This is a genomic window from Tardiphaga sp. 285_C5_N1_2, from assembly GCF_052076065.1.
GTDB lineage: Bacteria > Pseudomonadota > Alphaproteobacteria > Rhizobiales > Xanthobacteraceae > Tardiphaga > Tardiphaga robiniae.
In genome coordinates, this window is sequence record NZ_CP197241.1 from 981,068 (window position 1) to 1,004,530 (window position 23,463).

Consider the following 23,463-nt stretch of genomic DNA (forward strand, 5'->3'; position numbering starts at 1 on the left):
CAATATTTACGGAACCCAGCGCGCATTGGATCACTTGAGGCGTGATCCAATTAGGGGGAGGGCGCGTATGAAGGGCAAATGGATGCTGCAAGATTACATCTCGACATCAGGCGCACGCGGGATGTCGGTCCGGCGGCGAGGCTCATTGTTTTGAACGAGGGCATTCAAAAAGAGGTGCTGCCCTCTCCTGTAGAGTTGATCCGCCTGATAGATGCCGTTGCACAGGCGCAGGATCGCAAGGCGTTCGCGCAGCTCTTCGCCTATTTCGCGCCGCGTGTGAAAGGCTTCCTTATTCGGACCGGTCTCGCGGAGTCGGTTGCCGAGGAGGTGACACAGGAAGTCATGATCGCGGTATGGAGAAAGGCGTCCTATTTCGATCCCAGCCGGGCGGGCGCGTCGACATGGGTGTTTACGATTGCTCGTAACCAGAGGATCGACAGGCTGCGCCGCTCGCGCTCCCGTACGGCCGATCATCTCTTGGATCTGAGTGACGAACCGGACACGCCACCGTCGGGCGAAGATATCGTGATCATGGCAGAGCGGGAAGAAGAGGTCCGGAAAGCGCTGGCGACCCTATCAAATGAACAGGCAACCATCGTGAAACTCTCTTTCTTCTCCGAAGCGCCGCATGCGGAGATCGCTCGTGAGCTGGGCATCCCGCTCGGCACCGTAAAATCCCGCGTCCGGCTCGCATTGAACCGGCTGCGAACGCTATTGGACCGCGATATATGACGATCAACCATCACCCCAGCGACGAAACGCTTCTGCGTCTTGCGACCGGAGCATTGGGCGCCGGCCCGGCGCTAGTCATTCGCGTCCACCTCGAAGGATGTGCCGTTTGCCGCGAGCGCTTAACCCGGTTCGAGGCTGTGGGCGGGGCGATCCTCGACGAGATGCGCTTGGCTCCGCTTGCTGAGGATTTGTTCGGACGGACCATGGAGCGGCTGGAAAGCATTCCATCCACGTTAGTGAAAGAACCCAGGCCGAGGAAACAGCCGGACCTGGGCATCGAGCTCCCTCATGCGATGCGCCACTGCGAAATTGGTCCCTGGCGATGGCTTGGCCCCGGCTTCAGATGGAGCAAGGTCCAAATTGCCGGAAGTCCAGATGCCAAAGTCATGATGATTAAGGGTAAAGCGGGGCTTCATCTGCCTGCCCATGGACACACCGGCATGGAGTTTATGCAGATTCTATCTGGATCTCTGTCGGACGAGCGCAGTCAATATTTTCCCGGCGATCTCGACGAAGCCGATGATGAAGTCAATCACCGGCCCCTTGTCGGCGAGAAGTCGGATTGCGTCTGTCTCGCTGCTTTGGAAGGAGATACGCGCCTTCATGGATTTCTGGGGCGTCTCCTACGTCCGATCGTGGGATTCTGAACAATGGCGGCGGCACAGCCGATCAGATTCCTTTGGCTAGCCTCGGTCGGCCTATGAAGATGTTTCATGAGGTCGTGTAATTGGCCTTGCGAGAAAGCCGTCGCGAAAATTGTGCCAGTTTGGACGGTACGGGACAGGATCGCATGACACTGGTCATCGCAGTCGTTGCGCTTGCGATTTTCCTTTCACTGACCATGGCGGGAGCATGGTTGGTCGCGCTTCGAACCGGCCAGTCAGGATGGATCGACGCGATATGGTCGTTTGCCACGGGCGTGTTCGGCGCTGCCGCCGCTCTTCTCCCTTTCGCCGGGGGGGAAATTTCATCGCGTCAGATACTCGTGGCAGTGCTGGCGGTCTTGTGGGCACTGCGTCTCGGCATCCACATCGTGGCGCGCACCGCGCGGGGCGGTGATGATCCTCGCTACCGGCACTTGCGCGAGCAGTGGGGAAGTGCCTTCAGATCGCACCTGTTCTGGTTCCTGCAAATCCAGGCATTGGCTGCGCTGGTACTCGTCCTCTCCATCATGATCGCGGCGCAAAATCCGACTCCTGGCCTGAGGGTCCTAGACTGGCTCGGAATTGCCATCCTGATTGCGGCCGTTGTCGGGGAAACGATCGCGGATCGCCAGCTGTCCACCTTTCGCCTAGACCCCGGAAACCAGGGAAAAGTTTGCGACGTCGGGCTTTGGGGTAGGTCACGCCACCCAAACTATTTTTTTGAATGGTTGGGATGGCTGGCTTATGCCGTGATCGCGGTCGATCTCACAGGCGCCTATCCGCAGGGGTGGCTGGCTTTCGCCGGGCCATTGCTGATGTATTGGCTCCTCGTCCACGCCTCCGGCATTCCGCCTCTCGAAGGGCACATGTTGCGGTCGCGCGGCAAGGCCTTCCGAGAATACCAGCACCGCGTCAACGCATTCTGGCCCGGCCCGCAGAGCGGCGCTGGCGCCGCCGGCAACAAAGAAGACCTTTGATGAGCCTGATTTCCTCGGCGATACGCGTCGCGGAGTGCCGTCCGCTTCCCGACCCAATGACGCGAATGGGCATCGAGTTTCTGGTCGGGCGCACGAGAAGTAAACTTGCCGCTGCAAGCGATCGCGAGGAAGGCGATTTCGCGCGCACCATGGCAGAGTACCCGATCGCAGAACATGCGAACGCCGCCAACGCACAGCACTACGAGTTGCCGCCCGAATTCTTTGCCCTTACGGTCGGCCCACGTCGCAAATATTCCTGTTGCCTCTATTCGACGGGTCACGAATCGCTGGCCGATGCCGAGCGCTTGGCGCTTGAGGAAACGGTTGCGCATGCCGGTATCGCCGACGGACAGTCGCTCCTGGAACTCGGCTGCGGCTGGGGCTCGCTGACGCTGTTCATGGCTGAGCGGTTCCCTCGCACTAATATCACCGCGGTTTCGAATTCGACCCCGCAACGGCTTCACATCGAGGCGGAGGCCGTGGCCCGCGGTTTGGGAAATATCCGCGTCGTCACTGCCGACATGAACGCTTTCGAACCGGACAGCACATACGATCGGGTCGTGTCGGTCGAAATGTTCGAGCACATGTCCAACTGGCGGAGTTTACTCGCGCGCATCAAGACATGGCTTGTACCCCAACAGGGGCGGGTTTTCGTTCACGTCTTCAGCCACAGGCGCAGTCCCTATCGCTTCGATCATAACAACGATGCCGATTGGATCGGGCAGCATTTCTTCACTGGCGGAATCATGCCGAGCCATGGCCTTATCCGGCATTTTCCGGACTGCTTTGCCGTTGAACAAGACTGGCGCTGGAACGGCCTTCATTATCAGAAAACCGCGATCGACTGGCTGGCTCGCTTCGATGCAAACCGCCCTCACATTGATAGCATTCTGAGTAGAGTCTATGGACCGGACGCGGCGCTTTGGCATCAACGCTGGCGGCTTTTCTACCTGGCGACGGCAGGGCTCTTCGGGCATGCCGGCGGTGAAGAATGGGGTGTGAGCCACTACCTCCTGCGCCCGGCATAACGCATGGCGTTCGTGATTCTAGTCCGGAACATCTGGCGGCGAGTTGCCGCTTATGCCGCTCACGATGATCCGATGGTCGCGACCTGCAACTTGGTCGCGCTTGTCGTCGCCTCCAACCAGCCCTTCTATCCGCTCTATGTCTATTGGGCCGTCAGCGAACACATTTGGCCGACCTTCTTCACGTTCCTGTCGACGCCATTTTTCCTCGCGGTACCCGCACTGGCTAGGCGATTGCCAACGGCAGGCCGTGCGCTTCTCCCACTTACCGGCATCGCCAATACGGTTTTGAGCGCAAAAGTGTTCGGGCAGGCATCGGGCGTGGAGATTTTTCTCATCCCTTGTGCGCTGATTGCCGCGACCTTCTTTCGACCATCTGAAAGGTTGACCGCCCTCATTCTGGTTGGGCTGGCGATAATGGCTTACCTTGGACTCGATGGCGCGTATGGCGCCCCCGTCCACCTCTACGCGGTCTCAGAATACCGTGCTTTCCTCAGATTGAACGTCATGAGCGCTGGCATCCTCACCGTGTTCATCGGACTTGTCGCATCGGAAATGTTAAGCCGACGTGCTTAAGCTCGTCAGGATGAAGCTGTGAAGGCGCGCGTGATCAGAAAGCCGATGGTTGCGGCAGAGGCCGTCAGCAACGTTCCCCAGCATAGATCTGCGATCGTCACCGCCACCGGCCAGTTCCGCAACGTCGCCTGGTTGGTCAGATCGTAGGTCGCATACGCAACGAACCCGAGGAAAGCACCGTTGAGCGTGGCCGTTGTCAAACGCTCGCTGGCAATGGCCGGTGCAATGGCGAGCACCACGATGCCGGCAACGTAAATCAGATAGAAGAGCATCGCCGGTACCAGCCGGAAGCTATCAAGCAGCATCTCGCCCATCAGCGGTCGATACAGCCGCTGCGACGCAAGCGTAAGCCAGATCGCGTCCATTCCGAGAAATACCAGACCCGTCGCGACATAGGCGATGCCATAAGTTTTCAATGTAATTTCCTTTACCGAGTCGACGCTGAAGATTTTACGCGCCAGCGAGATGGTCGGATCACTCTGCCGCATGACGGCAATGTCCAACATCAGAAACAGATTGATTTCCCGTAGAAGGAATCAAAGCCGGCGCGTGCTGCGTCGAGGTCCGGGGCCACTCTGAAACATTTGTCGGGATTGAGCGTAAAAGCCGCAAGGCCATTTCCAGACGCCAGACCGCTCCGGGTTCGGATCCCAATCCTGCTGAGCGATAGTACCGACGTCAACGTCGCCGTACCGGATTGGATGATGGGCGATCGTCTTGAGTTGGCTGATCGTTGCTCGAGGGGCTTAGCGTCTTTCTATCAAGCTCGTCGTCCGCCCACCTTTGCGCAATCGCTGAAGACAGGCGAATTCGCCTTCGCGGGCGGAACCATACTATTGAATGCACATTGTGTGGGCATCGGTATCTATTCCGGAGCCGCTCCAAGGGGAATTTCAGAATGATTGATACTGTTGTCGTGCAGCCAGCTTCCCCTGGCGTAGACGAGCCTTCGGTTGCGGGTGTCTCGTGGGCTGCAGTCGCGGCTGGTGCCGTCGTCTCGCTCGCGTTGACACTCGTTCTTATTGCTTTCGGGGCAGGGCTTGGTTTGTCAGTCGTGTCGCCCTGGTCGTCCAGCGTATCGGCTACGACATTCAAAATCACGACGGGAATCTATCTGATCGTCATCGCCATGATCTCGTCGTCGATCGGCGGATATCTCGCTGGTCGTCTGCGGTCGCGCTGGATTGGCGTTCATGCAGATGAGGTCTATTTCCGCGACACCGCGCATGGGTTTCTGGCATGGGCATTTGCAACGGTGCTCGGTGCTGTACTCCTAGCTTCGCCCGCGACGACCGTTTTAAGCGGCGCGACGTCGGGAGTCTCTGCTGGTGCGACGGCGTCTGCGGCGCAGGCGGGACCGGTCGAAGGCTTCATCGACGCACTATTGCGTCCATCGACACCATCTGGCGATGGCAACAGTGCTGACGCGCGCGGTGAACTGTCCCGCATAATGGCCTCTAGCCTCCGAGCCGGTGAGCTGAAGCCAGCCGATCGCGCTTACGTCAATAAAGTCGTGGCCGCTCGCACCGGTTTGAGCGAACCTGATGCTGACAAGCGCGTTACCGAAGTCACCAATGATGCAAAGGCCGCTGCCGATAATGCTCGAAAGGCTGCAATGCAGCTCGCCTTTTGGCTCACGGCATCACTTTTGATTGGCGCCTTTTCTGCGAGCCTGGCGGCGACCGAGGGCGGTGGACTTCGAGACGGAACTTGGAAAGCGCGTCGCACGCGATAAGGAGAGAACAATGCCTATTCTGCTATGGCTACTTGGAATTCCACTGCCGCTGATCATTCTGGTCCTGCTGCTTCGATGAATAAAGGCCCCGCGGTGCGGGGCCTTTATTCATTGCGTAGGAGTGCAGGGAACAAGAGCCGGGCGCATTACTTGACCTTCATCGCTGCTCGGATTTTGGCTAATAATCAGTGATGAGAGCATAGCTCCAGCCTGAAATGGGAGCGCAATATGTGTACCAAGTGCATCGGACTGGAAGATCAGATCGCCCGATATCTTGGTTTTGCCAGGCGCGTAAACGCTTTGACGAGGGGGCGCATCTACGATCTGGTTTTGCATCTCCAGAATGATAAAGAAGCGATTGTACACGGCCAGGATGCTCTTCGGCCGCGCCTTCTTGTGTAGCTCACCTTGCCTGCACGCTTCTCGTTAGTTTATCTGACCGCCACGAGAAGAGCTTGGCGGGCCGGTTCGGGGATTGCCACGAGGCTGTTAGTGGGGGCCCGGCGCGGAACGAGTCAGGCAGCGCCACGTTCGACTGACAAGGGCTTCATGAACAGATTGGCTTTGGTTCAATGCAAAAGATTATAACGATCAGCGCTACAGCGCTTCTCCTCGTCGGTGCCACGATGTCGTCGGCGTCCGCCGAAAAGTCCCGCCGGCACCACACTCAGCAGGGCGTCACCTCCGGTCAAGGTATGACCACCGGTACCGGCCGCACATATACTGGCGGCAATACCGCTCTGAAGGGCAACAGCGGCAATTCGGGGCAAGGGGACAACTCGCTGGGCAACATCAAGGGCGGCAACATCGGCGCCGGCAAGTAGCATTTCGGAGGGACCATGAGCAAAGAAAATCCCAAAGATGATCCCCGCACGGAGTCAGATTGGGCTCCGACGAAACAGACCGACAAGCCCTGGAAAGGCGTGCCGGAAAAGGAACAGTTTGCTCAGGACCGGGAAAAGCCGGACCTTGAAAAGTGGAAAAGGACCGACACTCATTGACGTTGCGGCGGACGTGCATCGATCTTTTCGATGGGTCGACGATTGAGCCGTCCGAGCAATATGCTCGGGCGGCTTCTTTGCGAAAATGTTTTCGCGTCTTATGGATGGATGTCCGCTAAACGGCGGCGTCGATCCTCTCCTACGGTCTGGCCCACGGCTCGGACACGTATGGGTGCTTTCGGCAACGGCATTCGCGACGTCTTCGGTGGGGGACCGTCATCCTCATCAAGGGATCGGAGAGCTGCGAGAATATCACCGATCCTAACAGTCTCATGGGAGCCTGGAATTTGGCGTAGCCATGGCTTCCCTTCGACAGTAAACGCATCCGATGCCCAAACGGCTAGGATGCATCGCTTTTGCAGCGTGTCTAAGAAGGGATTGGCAAGAACCTCCCGCGGGTGCGAGAAGGTGCTGGCGAGTAGAGAATTTGCGTGGATTTCATTCATCGACATGGCAGCGCTTGTCATGCTGGGCCTCCTAACTCCTTTCGTTTAAAGGCGATTATCGATGTAGATTTTCGCTGCTTTCGGTCAAGGGGTGACGCTAAAAATTTTCGGGGCGCTTCTCAGACTGCCGGGCGCTGTCTTAGTGTCGCACGGGAAACAAAGACCTGATCACGACGTTCATCCCACTAACAAGGGAGAGAAAAAATGGATTGGAACAGGGTCGAAGGAAATTGGAAACAGATGAAGGGCAAGGTCAAGGAGCAGTGGGGCAAGCTCACTGACGATGACCTCGACGTCATCAACGGCAAACGGGAGCAACTCGAGGGTCGTCTTCAAGAGCGTTATGGCTACGCCAAGGACCAGACCACGAAGGAAGTCGACGACTGGTATGGACGTCAGAGTTGGTAATCAGAACGTACTTCGCTCCAAAGTTGTTCCACGCTTTTCGAGAACAGGATTGAGCGAGTTGCCTCAATCTAACGGCTGATGGATTTGCGGTCGGAGTTAACGCAGGATGACAGCGACCGAATCTTGACCCCAGAAGCCTCGCTTCGGTCGGCCCGGCGGTAGAGCGACCTACCCGCCAGGCCTTTAAGCAGCAATGTTCCCTAACGTTGCTGTTCGAGCAACCAGACAACACCCTCCAGTATCGACAAGCCGGTCAGGCCCGACGCGCACTTGCCTAGCTCCCAAGGACGTCAATCTTCGATCGCAGGCTTCTGCTGCCTCAACTTGCGCGTTGAGCCTCGGTCGATGACACTTCGGAAGTCTGACATGGAAGGCACCAGACGCGATTACATCGCCAGCATGGTGGAGACGACGCCGTGGGTGGCAAGGATCCGGGTGCCAAAACGGCGAAGGTGCACCGCAAAAAAACATTGAGATCCGCTCTCGGTAAATTCGTCTCAAATGAGACGATGTCACCTCCTGGCTTGTGGTTCCATCCCGAGGAACCGTTGAAGGAACCGACATGAATGAGCGTCAGCTGATAACCCGCGCATGGCAAGATGCGGACTTGGAGAAGCTCAAACAGTTGCATGCAGAGGGGGCTACGCTCCTACGAGCATGTGCGGCTATGAAGCGACCAATGGCTTCCGTCAAAAAACGTGCTCGTGAACTTGGCCTGCATTTCGCAAGTGTTCGAGAAGTTCGGCGAGAGATCAGCGCTCGCGAGCAAACCCAATGACAGTTATTGGGTCTTCAGCGCCGAAATGCCCAAAGTGCAATCGCAAGATGACGTCATCTGAAAAGGGAGATTCGGAGTTTAGATGCGCGAGGTGCGAGGTCGATCCGATGGAGCGCAGCAAGGGTTGGCTTTCGAGCGAGTTGAAGCCACCGTCAAGATGACTAGGATGCTGAGCGCAGCCGAACAGGTTCAGCCGCGTAGGAGGCTACAATCGACCCTCTAGTCGTCCTTATAAAAAAACTGAAAGAGCACTCGCACCTGAGCCAAGAGGACCTTTTGGAGGTCCGCCGCCTGCCGTGCTCTGTCCGCGAATTGGATAGTCATGAGGACTTCATTCGGCAAGGCGATCGACCCAAGGTGTCCGCAATCGTCGTCGAAGGAATGCTGGCTCGCTATCATCTCCTGCCGAACGGCGCACGCCAGTATTTGTCCTTTCATCTCGCTGGCGACATGCCGGATTCACAGTGTCTGTTCATCGAGGTGATGGATCATGCCGTCTGCGCGATCGGCAAGGCCGTCGTCGCCTCGGTCCCGCATCGGGACTTGATGAAGTTATTCGATAGTAGACCAAAGGTTGGCGCTGCAATCTGGCGTGAAACCCTGATCGACGCAGCCATCTTCCGTGAAGCGATCACGAACAATAGCGCGCGGTCCGCCCCTGCCCGCATGGCTCATCTCTTCTGCGAACTCTTCTACCGATCGCGGGCTTCCGGCTTGACGCGTGACGATACGTGTATTCTGCCGATAGGTCTTAATCAGCTGGGAGAGGCTCTCGGGCTGTCGCTAGCTACCGTAAACCGCGCTTTGGCCAACCTTCGAGACACCGATCTTGCCGACTTCAAGAGCGGGTCTCTCACCATCAGAAATTGGGCGGGTCTGGCGGACTGCGGCGAGTTCAATCCTCGCTACTTGCATCTGCGACGCGAGCCGTTCTGACATCGCGAATGTCAACGAACAGCACAATAGCGGCACCTATGCCAATCTCAAGACCGCTGTCGAGTTTGTAGAGAGGCTGCACAACGCGATCACGGTTCTTAGCATCTCGGCGGTCGTCGCGGTCTGACCGACACTAGCCTCTGACCAAATCCCGGTAACGCCTTCCCGGCATTGGCGGAGATTATGCGTAGGCAGGGAAAAGGCCCGGCTTTCGCCGGGCCCCGGTCTGTTGAATTCAGTGTTGGGACTTAGAAGTTTGAGCCGCCCCAGTTGAAGTGATAGTTGATGCCGCCCTTCACAGTGTGGGTGGTGGCACCAAGCTCCAGACCGCCCGCAGCAAATGCAGTCAGATAACGTTCGCTGCCATAGTCGGCGTACATGTACTCACCCTTGAGCGACCAGTTGGGGGCGAACATGTATTCCACGCCAGCGCCGACGGTCCAGCCCGACAGCACTTTGCTCTCGCTGAAGCTGCCGCCCAGGCCGGCGATCGAAAAGCGATTATCGGCCCATGCGTAACCGCCCTTGGCGTAGAACAGCGCTGCGCCTGACGTCACACCGATGCGACCGGTGACACTCCCGAATGAACGAATCTTATCCTCAAGCGTGACCGGAAAAATGCCGAACAAGCCGGTCTGGCTATATGAGATGTCTGACGCTGCCGCGTCTGCTTCAAGACCCCAGACCCAAATGCTACCGGGCGTCTGCCAGTTATAGCCTATAGTGCCGCCGCCGAAGCCGCCCTGCAGGTCGCTGCTCGTGGTCGTGACACCGCCGACGTTGACGCGATCCGACCAGCCGTAACCACCCATGACACCGAGATAGAAGCCCGACCAGTTGTAGCCTACCGGAATCGGAGCGGGCGGGGCTTTAGTGTAGGGACGAGCTGCCAGATCGGCGGCAGAAGCCGAAGCTGCGCCCAAGGTTAGAATGACAGCGGCCATCAGAATCTGTTTCATGCGGACTCCCCTGTGAAAGTTCGGTGATCACAATCCTATGTGCACGCGCATCTCGAAGCTGTCACCGTTTCGCCACACGCGCGAGTTTTTACCGCACCACAACCTCACCCCGATACCAGCCGATATGCTAAGTCGACTGCGGCAATAACCGATAACAATGTCTCCACGCTGCAGGGTAGCCATCCCTTGAAGCGAGAGTTCTTTGAGAAACTGGAAGGACGATTTCGAGCTCGACTGGACGCTCCGCGACATCCACGGCGGCAGGCTGAAGCTGTCACCGATCACGGAAGACCAACTGAGCGAGCTATTGGAGATGGGCCTCGTGAGGTAGTGAACGATCAAGTGAAGCTCACCGAGACGGGATACCAGAAGATCCACTAGTGGAGCCATGGCAAGACGCCGATTAACAGGACCTGGACTCCAGAAGTCATTGCTCGATTGATCAGCCTTGCCGACAGCGGCGCAGTGTTGCGAGCCGCTGCCGCCCTCGGGCGGCCGGCGACAGCGGTGCAAACAAGGCCCGCGAACGAGGGAAGCCGTTGGTAGGTGTTCGAGACTCCAGGGCGGCAATACGAGCCCAATCGAGGCCAAGTGAGCGTGGAGAATGTTCATCGCAAGCTCCCTTGTTCTGTGCGAGCCAAATCAGAACACCAGAAGATCGTCCTTCGGTAGGAAGGCTTCACTGGATCTTCCGATTTCCGGCCTCCGTCAGTTTGACCTGGTCGTCCACGATTTCGACGAGGCCCATCTCCAGGAGTTCGCTGAGTTGGTGTTCCGTGATCGGGGACAGCTTCAGCCGGCCGCCACCGATATCGCGGAGCGTCCAGTCGAGCTCGAAATCGTCTCTCCAGTATTTCATCTGGTGGGACCGTCGCCGGCAGAGGTTGAAAAATTAGAAGCTCGCCGGATCGTCCGCGCGGGCTTTCACTATCTAATTCCGAAAACCAACGTAGAGACCAATCATGGTGATGGCCGATACCAAGATGAAGCAAAAAAGCCCCCACGCGATAATCGTGGCTTCATCTGGGGTATTCCGATTGGTCTTCTGAAGCACGTTCAATGGTCTCTCCCTGTAATCTCTATCGTCAACGCTCGCATTTTGAGGCGAACTTGTGCAAAGCGTAGCGACGGTAGATCGCAGGGTCCAGAATGAATTGATGGTGCGCTGCAGCGCGGCGCGTCACAGCGGGTTGCCCATTTCGGTAGCTGCCGTAAGCACCGCAGCTCCCATTGAAGGAACTAAAACACCAAATGCACGATATAGGAGAAAACAAGGGAGGTCGTCATGTTGATGGAAGATGGAATTGCCGGACGGCCAGTCGCCAGCGCACCGCCATTGGTCGCGCAGATGGTCGACAAGCAAACAATTCTTGAGATGGAGATAGCCCTTACCAAAGCGTGCGAGGTCTTGCCGCGCGAGTTGGACAGCCACAAGAACCGCTGTTTCGTCGCCAAGAAAATACTGAAGCGCGTGAATGCGGGTGAGCGCACATTCGGCGGCATGGTGTCCGCGGGGATGGGGGCAGTGGAGACGCTACGGCGCAGGCAAGAGCAGGTTTGACGGCGTTTCCTGAACAATCATTCAGGAAATTTATCCTGAGACGACGGAACGGCCCCTATAGTCGCGCATTCAATCTCCGCTCATTCAAAGGAGAAGATAATGCGCAAAGTTCTTTTGGCTATCGCTGCCTTCGCTACCATCGGCATCGCTGTTCCTGCCGCTACTTCACAGGCTGATGCTCAGACCGTAGTGGTTCGGCATGGCGGCGGCCATCACGGCGGCTACCATCGCGGTCATCGTGCCAACAAGGTTGTTATCGTGAAGCGCGGTCATGGTCACATGCATCGTGGAATGCACCACGGCCATCGCTGAACGCGTTGCTCTTCAAAACAAAAGGCTCCCTCCCGGGGGCCTTTTTCGTTGGGCGCTATAGAGGGCAACTGAACAGAGGCCATCGCGTTTTGGAAAGAAGAGCGCAGCTCCTCATCGGAACTTAAGTTCCAGCGGTCGGTTGGGCTGGCGTGATAAGCCGCCCCAGCTCACCGGGGCTACTGGAGGAAATTTCCCATGGCCAAAAAGCCAAAGCTTCTTGCCGACCTTTTCCATGACACGCTCAAGGATGTCTATTTCGCCGAGAAGAAGATTCTCGCCACGCTGCCGAAGATGGCAAAAGCCGCACAATCGAAAGAACTCAAGGCCGCCTTTCTGAAGCATCAGAAGGAGACCGTTGGTCAGATCAAGCGGCTCGAAGGCGTGTTCAAGATATTCGGCAAGAAGCCGACCGCCAAGAAGTGTGAGGCCATCATGGGCATTACCAAGGAAGGCGCAGAGATCATGACCGAATACAAGGGCATGCCCGCTCTCGATGCCGGTCTTGCTGCCGCGGCGCAGGCGGTGGAGCACTATGAGATCTCCCGCTACGGCACGCTGGCGACCTGGGCGAAGGAGCTGGGGATGCCTGAAGCTGTCTCGCTTCTCGATGCCACGTTGAAGGAAGAGAAGGCCACCGACGTTGCGTTGACCGCGCTGGCCAAATCTGTCGTCAACGTCGAAGCAGAGCAAGATCTCTAAGGCTAAATGTCCGGCTCCGTCACTGGAGCCGGACTACGTAAGTCCTCCCACCCGTCGAAGAAACCTTTAGCGCAACAGTGGCTTATGTTTTCGCTGACATGGAGAGCGAAAATGCGCCAAGGTACGTCGTTTCGGTTGATGGCATCCGATGCAGCGAGACAAGCAAAAGAAGCTACGGACCAAGCTGAAGCTCTCCGGCTTTTACAGATGGCACACTACTGGATCTCAGCTGCAGCCAACGAGGACTGGCTGAATGCCAACTCTATCCATCATCCGGTGAGATCACCTGGCTCCGACTGAGAACTGAGAAACTTCGGAACGATCGGAAGTAGCGGGACTTGACTTCGACAGCTGTCGCACATGGCGGCGGTGAACGGGTGGCTGTGGCCATCAGAAAGCTCGCCATGAACATCCCGGCCGTCGACCGCGCCATCGATATTTATGGCACCCTCTCAGGACATTCGGAAGCACCTGGCGTCCGCGCCCAGCTTTCCCAGCATCTTGACCAACTGCACAGTGAGGGGGAGACCGATCATCACCGCCTTACGGTGCATGGCCTCTCGTTCCTTCGGCAGAACGATCTTCAGCGCAACAGCTAGGCGCGCTGCATAGCTCGCTGCTTCTGCAATGATTTACGGAGCGTCGCTTTCGCAGAGTGAGCACGCTCCTTGTCGCTCGCCGATTTCTTGATAGGACGAAATGGGCCGGTCTTCGAATTTCCGGCCATCGGCATTGCCGGCATCATCTGCGAGCAGGATTCCGACTGGGAAGGTTGAAGCCCCATAGGGGCCGATGTCCGCGTGCGCTTGGGCATACTTCTCAACCCGCCACTCAACCCAAAGTTCATTCGTGCAGATCAAGCGGCAAAGAGACACCTCGTCCCTTTAGAAGGCCGGCATAAGTACCGCGAAGAGGCGCGGCGAATAGCAAAAGGTAGTTCGACTTTCCGACCTACTGCGGCGGCCGCCACACTGCCGCGCCGGAACAAGGAAGTCAGAAATGCGTTTCTTTAGGCATCAAACACTGGAGGATGCCATGGACGATCTGAAGAACAGGGGGCAACCCGATCGTAGCAAGATCAACATGCACGAGGCGCATGAGGTCAAGTATTGGACCAAGGAGCTCGGCGTGGACAAAGACAAGCTGCAGAAGACGGTCGACAAGGTCGGCAACTCAGCCGCCGCCGTTCGCAAGGAGTTGGCAGCCTGAGCCAGTCAACGGAATCCCTGCACGAGCAATCTGTAAAGATCGCACTGGATTACCTGGCGGGGGTTGGCCGCTTGCGCGATCCGCAAGAAGCGTTTGAATTTATCGGGAAGTACGTCGCGTACCAGATCGGGCAGGGGGTCGTCAGGCCTCTGCTGCTGTCGAACCAGGCGATTGCAGCCTACGAGGACGCCGCTTCGGTTGGTGGAGTATGAGTGATGATGCCGCTAATCCGGCCTTGGTCGGCCGAAGAAAGTGAAAAACTTAAAGCCATGGCTGAAGCGGGTGCATCGCCGATCAAAATTGCTGCGGCCACGAAACGTAATGTGCAGGCCGTCAGACGTCAGGCGAATCGATTGGGGATCTCTTTGCCCACAACGCGAGAGACGCGCAAACGACAGCGCGCGTTAGAGGCGGAAGCCACAAGGTCTTCAGCATGACATCGCAAATAGAAACAAGCTGCGCGTTCCGTAGTTGCTAGGGAAATGGAGGTTCCCATGCTTACAGACGATCAACTAATGGTTCTGCGGGAAATCGATAACGCCTTTGCTTTTGACGATACAGCGAAGGCTGAAGAGTTGGTGCTGGACGGCTATGTCCAGAAGGACGGCGACCTTTATCAGCTCATGCCGAAGGGTGAGAAAAGCCTGCTCGACAATGGCGTCTCGGCATAGACTGCATCGTGAAGGGATTCCAGACCTCACACAGAAGCTCAGGGAGGACGACGAGGCGCTCCGGGACCGGTCGTCGCTCCAGAGGCGTCAAATTACATCGCACAATTGAGGCGCATTGAGCCAACCGAAAACTGCCGGGTTCTGCGACTATGGCGAAGCACGATGTTGCCGACGATAGGTTTAGTTTGCCCCTGCACCGTATCGGTCACAACTAGCCCTCCGCAACTTCACAGGTGGCTTTGAGATAGCATAGATCTCGGTAAGCAAGCATGACAGCCACCATGCCCGCCGCGACTCGTTGTTGTGGCTGATGCGGTCAGTGAAAATTCTCCTCACCGCCGTTGATGTCCGGATATGCTCGAAAAGTCCGTCGAAGTACGCTGTTGTACGCGAGGGCCTCGGTTGCTCGCATTGACGTTGCTCGTCGCGCGGTCAACTCTCGCCGTCGAACGCTTTGCGATTGGGAGGCTTCGTGAGATACAGACGTCGGGAGAAGAACGGAGGACAGCAGTCACAGGCTACTCCATGCCTTCCAAAATCTGCTGAACCGCAGACGATTGCATTCTCCCAGCGGTTCACCTGTACGATCGACGAAGCATGTGAGGCGACCGGTTTGGGACGCACGAAGCTTTACGAACTGATAGGAGCGGGACATCTCGCGACCACAACGGTCGGACGTCGGCGACTTGTGGCAGTACAATCACTTCTGTCGCTTCTTAAAGCGAACATGTCGACGTGATGAGGCTACTTAAGTGGCGCGGCTACATTTCGGTCGTGTTTTCCTTCACACTCTCACTCTGAGGACGCGACCGTTCTCCCTCAACGGGTCAAGCGCGTCGGCCCAAAAACGCATCATCCGAACACGCTCCTGCCAGAATTCGACGGCGTGGGTATAGGCGCTACGGATTTCGTTCGCGCGGCAGAGCCAAATTTGTAGAGGTCGATTCTCGCCTATTTTAAATCAGCGTCGCGGGTGCTCGGCCAGGATGGGTATTAGTTGATCAAGATATCGGGCAATGTTCACAGGCCCGTCGTGTCCGAAGCTGCGAAGTATGCTATCCTACCGAAGCCAGTCGACGATATCCGCCCGCTGGCGGCCGGGCATTCGTTGTCCCGGCAAAACTCAGTCAACATTCGCAAATTGTTGGTATCGACGTTGGTAGCGTCTCGGATCAACCTAAAAAATCATGTGTCTTGTCAATATTATAGCTTTGCAATGCGGAGCCGCCCCTGGGCACCAAAGGTCCCGGGCCAGCCGATGGTGCTGGCAAAGCCAGCGAGCACTGTAATTCCCGTAATCGCACGGCACGCTTGCCGAGTTTGACCGTCTAGGCCCTCTCCCGTCGGGCGGCGAGCGCTTGACCGTTCTCGCTCAGGTCGTCCATTTCGGATATTTGAGAAAAGCGAGTAGTGGGACGTCCGCTCCCCGCGGTAGAACGTCTCGCTGTTGTGCTGGGAAATTCCTCATGCGGAAGACTATCGCGCTCCATCGACGAAGTGTTCTTGCGTTTGCTGCGATCTTGGCCCTGCCGCGTCTGGCGGTCGCGCAGGTGGCGCCCGAGCGGCGGCGCGTCTCATTCCTGCTGAGCACCGCCTATGACGAGCCTATGACCGTTGCACGCCTAGCAGCGATGAAGGCCCGACTTGGCGAGCTTGGATGGGTCGATGGGCGTGTGATCGAGTATGAAGCGCTGTCGTGTCTGAACGATCCGGTCCAACGCAAGGCGATGGCCAAGCAGATCGTGGCACGGACGCCGGATCTGATCATCACGGGTGGCGTGCTCGACGCCCAAGCCATTCTGAGCGAGACCCAGACCATTCCGCTCGTCTTCTCGACGGCCGCGGATCCGGTTAGCAGCGGATTTGTGCAGAGCCTGGTGCGCCCGGGGGGGAATGCCACGGGTTTCACGACCAGCCATCCATCGATGGGGAGCAAATGGCTGGAGATCCTTTTGGAGCTTGCGCCTCGCGTCAAGCGCGTCGGTGTGATTTTCAATCCGCTCTCTGCGCCGCGCAATGGCGACTACTATCTCGATCCGTTGAGGGAGATGGCGTCATCTTTCGGCGTTGACATCATCCCGCTTCCGATTTCGGATCCGGACAACATATCTGCGCAGATTGCCCGGCTCGGCGGTGCACCGGCCGGCGGACTTGTCGTGACGCCGGATGCGTTCACCGTCCTCAACCGCAAGGCGATCGTATCCGCTGTAGCGGCAAATGCGGTCCCGGCGGTCTATTCCTATCACTTCTTCATGAGTGAAGGTGGCCTGGTCTCCTATGGATTCAAGTATGAATCGGCGGCGTCGGAGCGCTCGGAGCTGGTGGAGGCGATGGTCGAATATATCGACCTGATCTTGCGCGGCGCCAAGCCCGCGGAGCTGCCAGTGCGATCGCCGCGCACCTATCAGCTGATCATCAATCTCAAGACCGCGAGGTCACTGAACCTGACGGTGCCGCCGGTGCTGCTGGCCCGCGCCGACAAGATCATAGAATGAGTGTGATCGGCGCCGATCGCGATGCACGACCGCCGGTGCGCGGCGGTCTGTTCCGCAAGTACCTCGTGTCCTTTCTGGTGGTCGTTTCGGCGGCGCTGATCGCCAATAATGTGATCGACGCGATATTCTCCTATCGCGAGCAGCAGCGCCTGCTGATCGCTGTGCAGCGCGAGCAGGCCAGCGCCGCGGCGGACAAGATCGATCAGTTCCTCAAGGAGATCGAGCGGCAGCTCGTCTGGTTATCCCAGCTCTCGCTGCAGATGCTTCCGCCGGAGGAAATGCGCATAACCGGCATTCGCCTGCTGCGCCTGACGCCGGCGATCTCCGAAATCGCCCAACTCGATCCGCAAGGTCGCGAGCAATTGCGCGTGTCGCGCTATGTGCGTGACATGGTCCGCAGCAATACGGACCTTTCGCAGTCTCCCGCATTCGTCGATGCGAAGGCACGCGGCATCTATTACGGGCCGATCTTCTTCTTCCGCGAGACCGAGCCGTATATCACGGTTGCCGTGAGCGGCGCGGATGGCGGCGTGATCATCGCCGATGTCAATCTGCGCTTCATGTGGGATCTCGTCTCGCAGATCAAGGTCGGCAATGAGGGCAATGCCTTCGTCGTCGATACGAGGGGGCGTCTGATTGCCCATCCCGATCTCCGCCTCGTGCTCAAGAACACCGACCTGTCGGGGCTTTCGCAGGTTGCGTCCGCGCTCGCGGGAAGCGCAGGCAGCGATGCGGATTCCGTCGTCACCGATCTGGCGGGAAAACGCGTTCTTTCGGTTCACACATCCATCGCGCCGGTCGGCTGGAAGGTGTTCGTTGAACTGCCAACTCACGAAGCCTATGCGTCGCTCTACGCGTCGATGCTCAATTCGGCGCTGCTGCTGCTTGTCTCGCTGTTCTGTGCGTTTATCGCGGCGCTGTTGCTCAGCCGTCGTATGGCCGATCCGATCCGTGCGTTGACGGAAGGTGCAGAACGCATCGGAAGCGGCGATCTCGATCAGAAACTCGTCATTCGGACGGGCGACGAACTGCAGACTTTGGGTGAGCAGTTCAACCGGATGGCAGAGCGCCTGCGGGAGTCATATCTGACCCTTGAAGGACGGGTTGTGGCGCGGACGACCGAGCTCGCGCAGGCGCGCGATCAAGCGATCGAGGAACGGGCAGAAGCGCATCACGCGCGACAGGCGGCCGAACTGGCCAATGAAACCAAGTCGCGCTTCCTCGCGGTCGTCAGTCATGAACTGCGGACTCCACTCAACGGCGTGATAGGCGTGCTGCAATTGCTCGATAATAGCCGCCTGGACGAGCGTCAGATCCGCTTGCTCACGGCCGCCAAGGTCTCGGGCGATACCCTGCTCGCACTGATCGAATCGATTCTCGACTATGCCCGCCTCGAAGCAGGCGCCGACAAGCTCGAATTCCGCAGTTTTCGCCTGGATCAACTGATCGAAGCAGATCTGGATCTGTTGAGGGAGGAGGCGGAGGCGAAGGGATTGACGTTGAGCCTGTCGATGCGAGGCGATGTGGCCGCGGATGTCGCCGGCGACCCGATCAAGCTGAATCGATTGGTGCTCAATTTACTCGGCAACGCTGTCAAATTCACCGCGCGAGGTAGCGTCCAGGTCGATCTCGCATTCGATACACTGGATGCTCCCGGCATGCTCCATCTGTCGGTTACGGATACGGGTATCGGAATCGCACCGGATATTCAGGAGCGCATCTTCGAAGACTTCGTGCAGGCTGACAGCGATATCGAGCGTCGGTTCGGCGGGACGGGGCTTGGCCTCGCCATTTCCCGCCGGTTGGCGCGGCTGATGGCCGGCAATCTCTCGGTCCGCAGCGAACTCGGCAAGGGAAGCACGTTTACTCTGTCCATTCCCCTCGATCGGGCGCAACTGGTGCCGGCCGTTGTCGAGAGGAGACCTCCGGCGACGAAGCTGTCCGTGCTGCTCGTCGATGACGATCCGGTCAATCGCGACGTGGGGCATGCCCTCCTTGTTCGTCTCGGTCACGAGCCAGTCGTAGCATCGAGTGGGGCCATGGCTCTGGAGCTCGTTCGCTCAGGTGCCTTCGACGTCGTACTCATGGATGTGCATATGCCGGAGATGGACGGCATTGCCACGGCCAGGCTCATTCGGAAACTGCAGCTTGATCGATCGCCACGGATTATCGCACTGACAGCCGACTTGTCGGATCGCACACAGGGACGGCTCACTGCCAATGGCATCCGCGCGCGCGTCGGCAAGCCGATCACGCTACAGGCGCTGCAATCAGCCTTGCAGGCGGGTGTCGACGATCTGCCAGGCGCCCCGGTTGGTGCGTCCGAGCTAACCGCTGGTTCTCTCATCGATGACGATTTCTTTAACGATCAGGAAGAACTGCTAGGGGTGCCCCGGTTGCGTGGTCTGCGCACCATCTTCCTTGACACCTGCCTTCCGCTGACGCGGAGCATGGTGGAAGCGGCCAGCATGGGGGATCGGCATCACATGCAACGCCTGGCGCATCGGATCGGCAGTGCGGCCAGTGCGCTCGGTCTCGAACGTCTGTTCTTCCAATGCAACGGGATCGAGGCTGATGCGGCGCGATTGCCGGCAGATGCGCTTGAAGCTGTTGCCGTCCAGCTGGAGGCAACCTGCCGTGAATCTATCGCTGCGCTGAATGAACGGTTGCGAGAGTCCGAACAGGCCTAGCGCTTTGATTCGAGCATGAGTTTGTAACCTATGCCCGTCACGGTCGTGATCAGGGGCTGGTTGCTGCCGCTGGCGAGTTTGCGTCGGAGTCTGGCAACGAGGGCGTCGACGGTACGTATATCGACATCGGTCTGCCGATTGCTGACGACTTCGATCAGATACTCCCGGCTGAGCGGCCTGCCGTCGGCGCCGACCAGCGCTGCGAGCAGATCAAATTCGGCGCGCGTGAGATGCACCAGCTCGCCGCCGAGCGTGGACAGTTCGCGTCGCACGAGATCGATGATCCAGCGTCCGAAGACGATCGTGGTGCCGGCGGTCGCGGCGTCACGCTCGATCGCGCGGCGCCTGAGGACCGAGCGAGCGCGCGCGAGCAGGTCGCGCAGGTTAATCGGCTTCGTGACGTAGTGATCGCCAGCCACCTCGAGGCCAAGGATCCGATCAACTTCGGTATCGCGGCGCGTGACGAATATGATGCCGGCCTGGCTTACGCTCTGGATCTCTCTCGCGAGTTCGAACCCATCGCCGTCCGGAAGCTGAACGTCGATGAAAACGAGCTCGGCGCCGTTCTTCCTGATCTTCTGACGGCACTCAGCGCAATTTGCCGCTTCGGCGACGTCAAAGTTGTGATCGGTGAAGTAACCGGCCAGCATGGCCCGCGTCACGGGGTCGTCCTCGACGATCAGGAGCCGGTCGCGGCGCTGCGAATCTCGGTTAAATGAAGGGACCGGCGCCGACATCTTGTGCTCCTGCCGTATCAATGGAATGGCATCTGACCGAAAGCAAGTGATCTGTCCGTTGTTGCCATCTCTGGAGTCTAGTAGCGGATCGAGCCGCCGGCGAACACCATCCAGCCGTCGAGGCTGGAAGCGCTGGCGCGTCGTTCGCTCAGCTCCACGAAGCCGGACAGCGACGGGGCGTCGGGTGCCTGCGGCGCGAGCTGGAAGCGCATACCGCCACCATAGTTGTTCGCGCGAATGACGGGGATTTCCAATACGGTCGGCATTTCATAGCGGCGCTCGCCAGTAGCTGCAAAGACGTAAGGTACGATTGCATGCGGTTCGGCGATGAACGGGAGCTGGGTGCTCCAGCCGAACTCTCCGCGTCCCACCCAGCCTGTATCGCCGGCGAGCGTGCCGGCGGCGAAGCCGGACAGCATGTTGGTGCCAATGATCGGAAACTGCTCGGATGTGAGCATCGGGCGACCGAATGATGTCTGGCCTGCGAGTCCTGCCGAGAGAAACAGATTCTCGGGAAGCGTTTGCATGACGTCGATGCGACCGTCGAGCTTGCTGAACTCCGCGTCTGCGCCTTGCCGCGAAAGTGGGAGCAACGGCGTTGCATCGGCTATGGAGCGGGCCCCAAGCGCATTGATGCCGTGAGAATAGGTTGCCGTGTAGCTGAGGGTGGTTCCGCTTTCGCGTAGTCGCAGGATGCCGTCGAGGCCGACGCGTGGCACGCGCGTACGGTCAAGCGATAGCGGCGTGGCCGGTGTCGTAATCAGCGTGCTGACCTGTTCCTCTGTGAGATCAAATCGCGCATTGAAGCTCAGTTCGGTGTCGCGGCGTTTGACAATATCGTAGGCGAGTTTTGTGCGCCCTTGCCGGAAAACACCCTGTGATGCGAATATCGCATCAACCCGCGGGGTCGTGCGACCATCGGTGACGCCGAGTTCGAACCGCCAGCCGTCGATACCGAGTGGGACGGCGAGGTTTGCACCGAGATAGCGGCGCGTAGGATAGGGCGTCACGAAATCATTGTCGGGCAGTCCGGCGATGGAGATCGAGATCTGTTCGCCAAATCCCGTCAGATTGTTGAGCGAGAAATACGTTGCCGCCTGCCACTCGCCAAAGGATTTGGGCATGCCATTGTCGAGATAGAGGCTCGCCGAGACTGGCCTGTACCGGCCGCTAAGCACCAGAACAGAGCTGCCGACGGCCGAGCCGGAAGCAAAAGTGGCATTGAGAACGAGACCCGGTGTATCGCCCGCAATCAGCAATTGCCGTTCGAGTTCGTTCTGCGTGAGGCGTCGCTTGTTGAGTAATGGCGCCAGCACGGCTGCAGCACGAGCAGCCGATGTTCCGGACAGGGTGCTAGTATCGAATTTCTCGACATAGCCGTCAATGACGCGCAGCTTTACACGTGCGCGCCGATCAAGTTCCTGGGGCAGGATGACGACGCGCACGAGCGGGTAGCCTGCGCGCACATAGGCTTGCTGCAACTTGTCGGCAAGGCCGAACAGATCTGCGACCGTAACGGACCTTCCCAGCAGCGTCGCCGCGGCTTCTTTTCTCGCTATGGCGATCTCATCAAATTCGCCTTCGATGTCGATCCCGGTTAGGATGAAAGTCAGCTTTTTGGCAGCGTCCGGCACGGTTGAGCCGGCGGCGATTTGCGGCAAGGTAATACGCGTCGATGCGGGCGGCGTGGCAATCGTGGGTGGTTGTACGAGGCTTGGTGCGGGAGCGGGGGATTGAGCGAGCGCGCCGCTGCACGACGATCCCAAGGCGATTGCGATCAACGCCAAGGATTTCTTTGTCGAACGAATAGACATCAAGACAGCCCCAGAACTTCCCACGTGCAGTGCGCATGCATCCGTCGGTCATGCGCAATCCGACGACTGGCATCGTCAGGCTGCAGCGACGCGGCGCATATATGCATGGATAGTTTGGGCATGCATCAACCATAACGGTCGTTGATGGCCGATGTGAACGAGCGTTCACACGGTGTTCGAAACTGATTGCATCCAGCCCCTAATAAGACGCTGGTATCATGGGCATCGGCCGCGTTTGCGCAGCCCAGGGCGGTTCTGCGCTCAACCGATGCAATTGATCGCTTAGGAGTTGAGCAGGTGAGAGATCGTTTCGGCACTTCCATTCGTTGTGATTCCGCTTCGCATGCGCTCAAGCGCGCGATGGCACGGTTGATCCTCGTTGCCGCGATTGTCGCGGGCGTGGTCGATGTTTTGCCGGCCCGGGCGCAGCAGGAAGCACCGAAATATGAAGTCACCGGATTCCGCGATGCCCGTTTCGGCATGACGGAGGCGGAGGTGCGGGCCATCGTGACGAAGGCATTCAATGTCAAGGGGACCGACATCGCGAGCAGCGTGAACAGCATCGAGGGCACGAATGTCCTGACCGTCGCTGTGCCGTCGCTCGATCCTGGTCCGGGCGCTGCACGGGTCGCCTACATCTTCGGCAACAAGTCGAAGAAGCTCATTCAGGTCAATGTCGTCTGGGGCGAGGTCGCCTCCACGCCGCCGGTCGATCCCAATGCGATGATCACTGCCGGCACGCGTCTTGAGCGCTATCTCGCAGGCTTTGTCTGGAAGAAGGACACGCTCCGCTCCGGCATTCCCGTTGGCGACAATACGATTGTGCTGTTCGCCGGCGAGGATGAGAAGAAGGGGGCGGTCCGGCTGATCGCCGATGGCGTCAAATACCAGATGCAGCGCGAAGGCAATCAGACCACGTCGCCGGACCCGAAGGGGCCGCCGAAGCTGATCATCAACTACATCGCTGAACGCGACGATCCCGACATTGCGCGGATCGAGCGCGGCAAATTCTAAACAGGGCAGACAAGACGACCTCGGGAGCGCCGGTCAACGGCGCC

28 protein-coding genes are annotated in these 23,463 nt (G+C 58.4%); 22 read left to right on the forward strand and 6 right to left on the reverse strand.

Annotated elements, in window-relative coordinates; genetic code table 11:
• Positions 1-78 precede the first annotated feature (78 nt).
• From AB7951_RS04640 to AB7951_RS04660, 5 genes are all read left to right on the forward strand, one after another.
• Positions 79-732, forward strand: a complete 654-nt coding sequence (locus tag AB7951_RS04640; protein WP_439059602.1) for a sigma-70 family RNA polymerase sigma factor — start codon at positions 79-81, stop codon at positions 730-732.
• The gene (locus AB7951_RS04645; RefSeq protein WP_120293173.1) at positions 729-1,379 is read left to right on the forward strand and encodes a ChrR family anti-sigma-E factor; all 651 of its coding nucleotides are present in this window, start codon (positions 729-731) and stop codon (positions 1,377-1,379) included. The genes AB7951_RS04640 and AB7951_RS04645 overlap by 4 nt, the downstream gene beginning before the upstream one ends.
• Positions 1,380-1,522: 143 nt before the next feature.
• Positions 1,523-2,353: a DUF1295 domain-containing protein gene (locus tag AB7951_RS04650; protein WP_439059600.1), complete on the forward strand. Its 831-nt coding sequence runs from the start codon at positions 1,523-1,525 to the stop codon at positions 2,351-2,353.
• Positions 2,353-3,381 carry an SAM-dependent methyltransferase gene (locus AB7951_RS04655; protein ID WP_439059599.1) on the forward strand — a complete coding sequence of 343 codons (1,029 nt, stop codon included), beginning with the start codon at positions 2,353-2,355 and terminating at the stop codon, positions 3,379-3,381. Before AB7951_RS04650 ends, AB7951_RS04655 begins: the two co-directional genes overlap by 1 nt.
• A 3-nt stretch (positions 3,382-3,384) precedes the next feature.
• Positions 3,385-3,954: a hypothetical protein gene (locus tag AB7951_RS04660; protein WP_120293179.1), complete on the forward strand. Its 570-nt coding sequence runs from the start codon at positions 3,385-3,387 to the stop codon at positions 3,952-3,954.
• Between the two features lie 5 nt (positions 3,955-3,959).
• Here the strand turns inward: AB7951_RS04660 and AB7951_RS04665 are convergent, their stop codons facing one another.
• Positions 3,960-4,370 (reverse strand): DUF2177 family protein, encoded by a 411-nt coding sequence (locus AB7951_RS04665; RefSeq protein ID WP_199712142.1) that lies wholly within the window; start codon positions 4,368-4,370, stop codon positions 3,960-3,962.
• 482 nt (positions 4,371-4,852) lie between these two features.
• Between AB7951_RS04665 and AB7951_RS04670 the strand changes: the two genes are divergently transcribed.
• Complete coding sequence (locus AB7951_RS04670; protein ID WP_120293181.1) at positions 4,853-5,689, forward strand: hypothetical protein; 837 nt, start codon at positions 4,853-4,855, stop codon at positions 5,687-5,689.
• A 108-nt stretch (positions 5,690-5,797) separates the two neighbouring features.
• On the opposite strand, the gene AB7951_RS04675 is transcribed toward AB7951_RS04670, so the two are convergent.
• Positions 5,798-6,055 carry a hypothetical protein gene (locus AB7951_RS04675; RefSeq protein WP_441255701.1) on the reverse strand — a complete coding sequence of 86 codons (258 nt, stop codon included), beginning with the start codon at positions 6,053-6,055 and terminating at the stop codon, positions 5,798-5,800.
• A 206-nt stretch (positions 6,056-6,261) separates the two neighbouring features.
• Between AB7951_RS04675 and AB7951_RS04680 the strand changes: the two genes are divergently transcribed.
• From AB7951_RS04680 to AB7951_RS04695, 4 genes are all read left to right on the forward strand, one after another.
• A complete protein-coding gene (locus AB7951_RS04680; RefSeq protein WP_184511612.1) occupies positions 6,262-6,513 on the forward strand; it encodes a hypothetical protein in 252 nt (83 codons plus the stop codon).
• Between the two features lie 15 nt (positions 6,514-6,528).
• Complete coding sequence (locus AB7951_RS04685; RefSeq protein ID WP_184511611.1) at positions 6,529-6,690, forward strand: hypothetical protein; 162 nt, start codon at positions 6,529-6,531, stop codon at positions 6,688-6,690.
• Between the two features lie 650 nt (positions 6,691-7,340).
• Complete coding sequence (locus AB7951_RS04690; protein ID WP_068738686.1) at positions 7,341-7,544, forward strand: CsbD family protein; 204 nt, start codon at positions 7,341-7,343, stop codon at positions 7,542-7,544.
• A gap of 1,036 nt (positions 7,545-8,580) precedes the next feature.
• Positions 8,581-9,258: a Crp/Fnr family transcriptional regulator gene (locus AB7951_RS04695; RefSeq protein WP_439084274.1), complete on the forward strand. Its 678-nt coding sequence runs from the start codon at positions 8,581-8,583 to the stop codon at positions 9,256-9,258.
• Between the two features lie 248 nt (positions 9,259-9,506).
• Here AB7951_RS04695 and AB7951_RS04700 read toward each other — a convergent pair whose 3' ends face one another.
• Positions 9,507-10,217: an outer membrane beta-barrel protein gene (locus tag AB7951_RS04700; protein WP_441255702.1), complete on the reverse strand. Its 711-nt coding sequence runs from the start codon at positions 10,215-10,217 to the stop codon at positions 9,507-9,509.
• Between the two features lie 202 nt (positions 10,218-10,419).
• On the opposite strand from AB7951_RS04700, the gene AB7951_RS04705 reads away from it, so the two are divergent.
• Positions 10,420-10,548, forward strand: a complete 129-nt coding sequence (locus tag AB7951_RS04705; protein WP_276511282.1) for a hypothetical protein — start codon at positions 10,420-10,422, stop codon at positions 10,546-10,548.
• Between the two features lie 348 nt (positions 10,549-10,896).
• Here AB7951_RS04705 and AB7951_RS04710 read toward each other — a convergent pair whose 3' ends face one another.
• Complete coding sequence (locus tag AB7951_RS04710; RefSeq protein ID WP_439059594.1) at positions 10,897-11,076, reverse strand: hypothetical protein; 180 nt, start codon at positions 11,074-11,076, stop codon at positions 10,897-10,899.
• Between the two features lie 426 nt (positions 11,077-11,502).
• Here AB7951_RS04710 and AB7951_RS04715 point away from each other — a divergent pair, with 426 nt between their 5' ends.
• The 10 genes from AB7951_RS04715 to AB7951_RS04760 all read left to right on the forward strand — a co-directional run bounded on the left by AB7951_RS04715 (position 11,503) and on the right by AB7951_RS04760 (position 19,854).
• On the forward strand, positions 11,503-11,778 hold the full coding sequence (locus AB7951_RS04715; protein WP_439059593.1) for a hypothetical protein: 276 nt from the start codon (positions 11,503-11,505) through the stop codon (positions 11,776-11,778).
• 99 nt (positions 11,779-11,877) lie between these two features.
• The gene (locus AB7951_RS04720; RefSeq protein WP_439059592.1) at positions 11,878-12,090 is read left to right on the forward strand and encodes a hypothetical protein; all 213 of its coding nucleotides are present in this window, start codon (positions 11,878-11,880) and stop codon (positions 12,088-12,090) included.
• 195 nt (positions 12,091-12,285) lie between these two features.
• Complete coding sequence (locus AB7951_RS04725; RefSeq protein ID WP_120293195.1) at positions 12,286-12,789, forward strand: YciE/YciF ferroxidase family protein; 504 nt, start codon at positions 12,286-12,288, stop codon at positions 12,787-12,789.
• Positions 12,790-13,127: 338 nt separating this feature from the next.
• On the forward strand, positions 13,128-13,388 hold the full coding sequence (locus AB7951_RS04730; RefSeq protein ID WP_441255703.1) for a hypothetical protein: 261 nt from the start codon (positions 13,128-13,130) through the stop codon (positions 13,386-13,388).
• 436 nt (positions 13,389-13,824) lie between these two features.
• The gene (locus AB7951_RS04735) at positions 13,825-13,998 is read left to right on the forward strand and encodes a DUF3606 domain-containing protein (RefSeq protein ID WP_089267567.1); all 174 of its coding nucleotides are present in this window, start codon (positions 13,825-13,827) and stop codon (positions 13,996-13,998) included.
• A 215-nt stretch (positions 13,999-14,213) separates the two neighbouring features.
• On the forward strand, positions 14,214-14,435 hold the full coding sequence (locus AB7951_RS04740) for a hypothetical protein (RefSeq protein ID WP_439059591.1): 222 nt from the start codon (positions 14,214-14,216) through the stop codon (positions 14,433-14,435).
• Between the two features lie 57 nt (positions 14,436-14,492).
• A complete protein-coding gene (locus tag AB7951_RS04745; RefSeq protein ID WP_439059590.1) occupies positions 14,493-14,669 on the forward strand; it encodes a hypothetical protein in 177 nt (58 codons plus the stop codon).
• Between the two features lie 472 nt (positions 14,670-15,141).
• The gene (locus AB7951_RS04750; protein ID WP_439059589.1) at positions 15,142-15,408 is read left to right on the forward strand and encodes a helix-turn-helix domain-containing protein; all 267 of its coding nucleotides are present in this window, start codon (positions 15,142-15,144) and stop codon (positions 15,406-15,408) included.
• Positions 15,409-16,135: 727 nt separating this feature from the next.
• Entirely contained in the window at positions 16,136-17,164 is a 1,029-nt protein-coding gene (locus AB7951_RS04755) for an ABC transporter substrate-binding protein (protein WP_120293207.1), read from the forward strand.
• Positions 17,161-19,854, forward strand: a complete 2,694-nt coding sequence (locus AB7951_RS04760) for an ATP-binding protein (protein WP_439061840.1) — start codon at positions 17,161-17,163, stop codon at positions 19,852-19,854. The genes AB7951_RS04755 and AB7951_RS04760 overlap by 4 nt, the downstream gene beginning before the upstream one ends.
• Here the strand turns inward: AB7951_RS04760 and AB7951_RS04765 are convergent.
• Together AB7951_RS04765 and AB7951_RS04770 are read right to left on the reverse strand one after the other, a co-directional pair.
• Positions 19,851-20,591: a response regulator transcription factor gene (locus tag AB7951_RS04765; protein ID WP_093756926.1), complete on the reverse strand. Its 741-nt coding sequence runs from the start codon at positions 20,589-20,591 to the stop codon at positions 19,851-19,853. The two genes, AB7951_RS04760 and AB7951_RS04765, sit on opposite strands and share 4 nt — an antisense overlap.
• A gap of 77 nt (positions 20,592-20,668) precedes the next feature.
• The gene (locus AB7951_RS04770) at positions 20,669-22,378 is read right to left on the reverse strand and encodes a ShlB/FhaC/HecB family hemolysin secretion/activation protein (protein ID WP_158596888.1); all 1,710 of its coding nucleotides are present in this window, start codon (positions 22,376-22,378) and stop codon (positions 20,669-20,671) included.
• 387 nt (positions 22,379-22,765) lie between these two features.
• On the opposite strand from AB7951_RS04770, the gene AB7951_RS04775 reads away from it, so the two are divergent.
• On the forward strand, positions 22,766-23,419 hold the full coding sequence (locus tag AB7951_RS04775; protein WP_120293213.1) for a hypothetical protein: 654 nt from the start codon (positions 22,766-22,768) through the stop codon (positions 23,417-23,419).
• Positions 23,420-23,463 lie beyond the last annotated feature (44 nt).

What these genes read in the sequence shown, in the direction of transcription:
- AB7951_RS04735 (WP_089267567.1), top strand. Translation starts at nt 13,825, where the DNA reads ATGGACGATCTGAAGAACAGGGGGCAACCCGATCGTAGCAAGATCAAC.
- AB7951_RS04755 (WP_120293207.1), top strand. Translation starts at nt 16,136, where the DNA reads ATGCGGAAGACTATCGCGCTCCATCGACGAAGTGTTCTTGCGTTTGCT.
- AB7951_RS04685 (WP_184511611.1), top strand. Translation starts at nt 6,529, where the DNA reads ATGAGCAAAGAAAATCCCAAAGATGATCCCCGCACGGAGTCAGATTGG.
- AB7951_RS04740 (WP_439059591.1), top strand. Translation starts at nt 14,214, where the DNA reads ATGATGCCGCTAATCCGGCCTTGGTCGGCCGAAGAAAGTGAAAAACTT.
- AB7951_RS04690 (WP_068738686.1), top strand. Translation starts at nt 7,341, where the DNA reads ATGGATTGGAACAGGGTCGAAGGAAATTGGAAACAGATGAAGGGCAAG.
- AB7951_RS04660 (WP_120293179.1), top strand. Translation starts at nt 3,385, where the DNA reads ATGGCGTTCGTGATTCTAGTCCGGAACATCTGGCGGCGAGTTGCCGCT.
- AB7951_RS04765 (WP_093756926.1), bottom strand. Translation starts at nt 20,591, where the DNA reads ATGTCGGCGCCGGTCCCTTCATTTAACCGAGATTCGCAGCGCCGCGAC.
- AB7951_RS04670 (WP_120293181.1), top strand. Translation starts at nt 4,853, where the DNA reads ATGATTGATACTGTTGTCGTGCAGCCAGCTTCCCCTGGCGTAGACGAG.
- AB7951_RS04745 (WP_439059590.1), top strand. Translation starts at nt 14,493, where the DNA reads ATGCTTACAGACGATCAACTAATGGTTCTGCGGGAAATCGATAACGCC.
- AB7951_RS04680 (WP_184511612.1), top strand. Translation starts at nt 6,262, where the DNA reads ATGCAAAAGATTATAACGATCAGCGCTACAGCGCTTCTCCTCGTCGGT.
- AB7951_RS04775 (WP_120293213.1), top strand. Translation starts at nt 22,766, where the DNA reads ATGGCACGGTTGATCCTCGTTGCCGCGATTGTCGCGGGCGTGGTCGAT.
- AB7951_RS04720 (WP_439059592.1), top strand. Translation starts at nt 11,878, where the DNA reads ATGCGCAAAGTTCTTTTGGCTATCGCTGCCTTCGCTACCATCGGCATC.
- AB7951_RS04700 (WP_441255702.1), bottom strand. Translation starts at nt 10,217, where the DNA reads ATGAAACAGATTCTGATGGCCGCTGTCATTCTAACCTTGGGCGCAGCT.
- AB7951_RS04710 (WP_439059594.1), bottom strand. Translation starts at nt 11,076, where the DNA reads ATGAAATACTGGAGAGACGATTTCGAGCTCGACTGGACGCTCCGCGAT.
- AB7951_RS04640 (WP_439059602.1), top strand. Translation starts at nt 79, where the DNA reads ATGGATGCTGCAAGATTACATCTCGACATCAGGCGCACGCGGGATGTC.
- AB7951_RS04725 (WP_120293195.1), top strand. Translation starts at nt 12,286, where the DNA reads ATGGCCAAAAAGCCAAAGCTTCTTGCCGACCTTTTCCATGACACGCTC.
- AB7951_RS04715 (WP_439059593.1), top strand. Translation starts at nt 11,503, where the DNA reads ATGTTGATGGAAGATGGAATTGCCGGACGGCCAGTCGCCAGCGCACCG.
- AB7951_RS04645 (WP_120293173.1), top strand. Translation starts at nt 729, where the DNA reads ATGACGATCAACCATCACCCCAGCGACGAAACGCTTCTGCGTCTTGCG.
- AB7951_RS04650 (WP_439059600.1), top strand. Translation starts at nt 1,523, where the DNA reads ATGACACTGGTCATCGCAGTCGTTGCGCTTGCGATTTTCCTTTCACTG.
- AB7951_RS04655 (WP_439059599.1), top strand. Translation starts at nt 2,353, where the DNA reads ATGAGCCTGATTTCCTCGGCGATACGCGTCGCGGAGTGCCGTCCGCTT.
- AB7951_RS04760 (WP_439061840.1), top strand. Translation starts at nt 17,161, where the DNA reads ATGAGTGTGATCGGCGCCGATCGCGATGCACGACCGCCGGTGCGCGGC.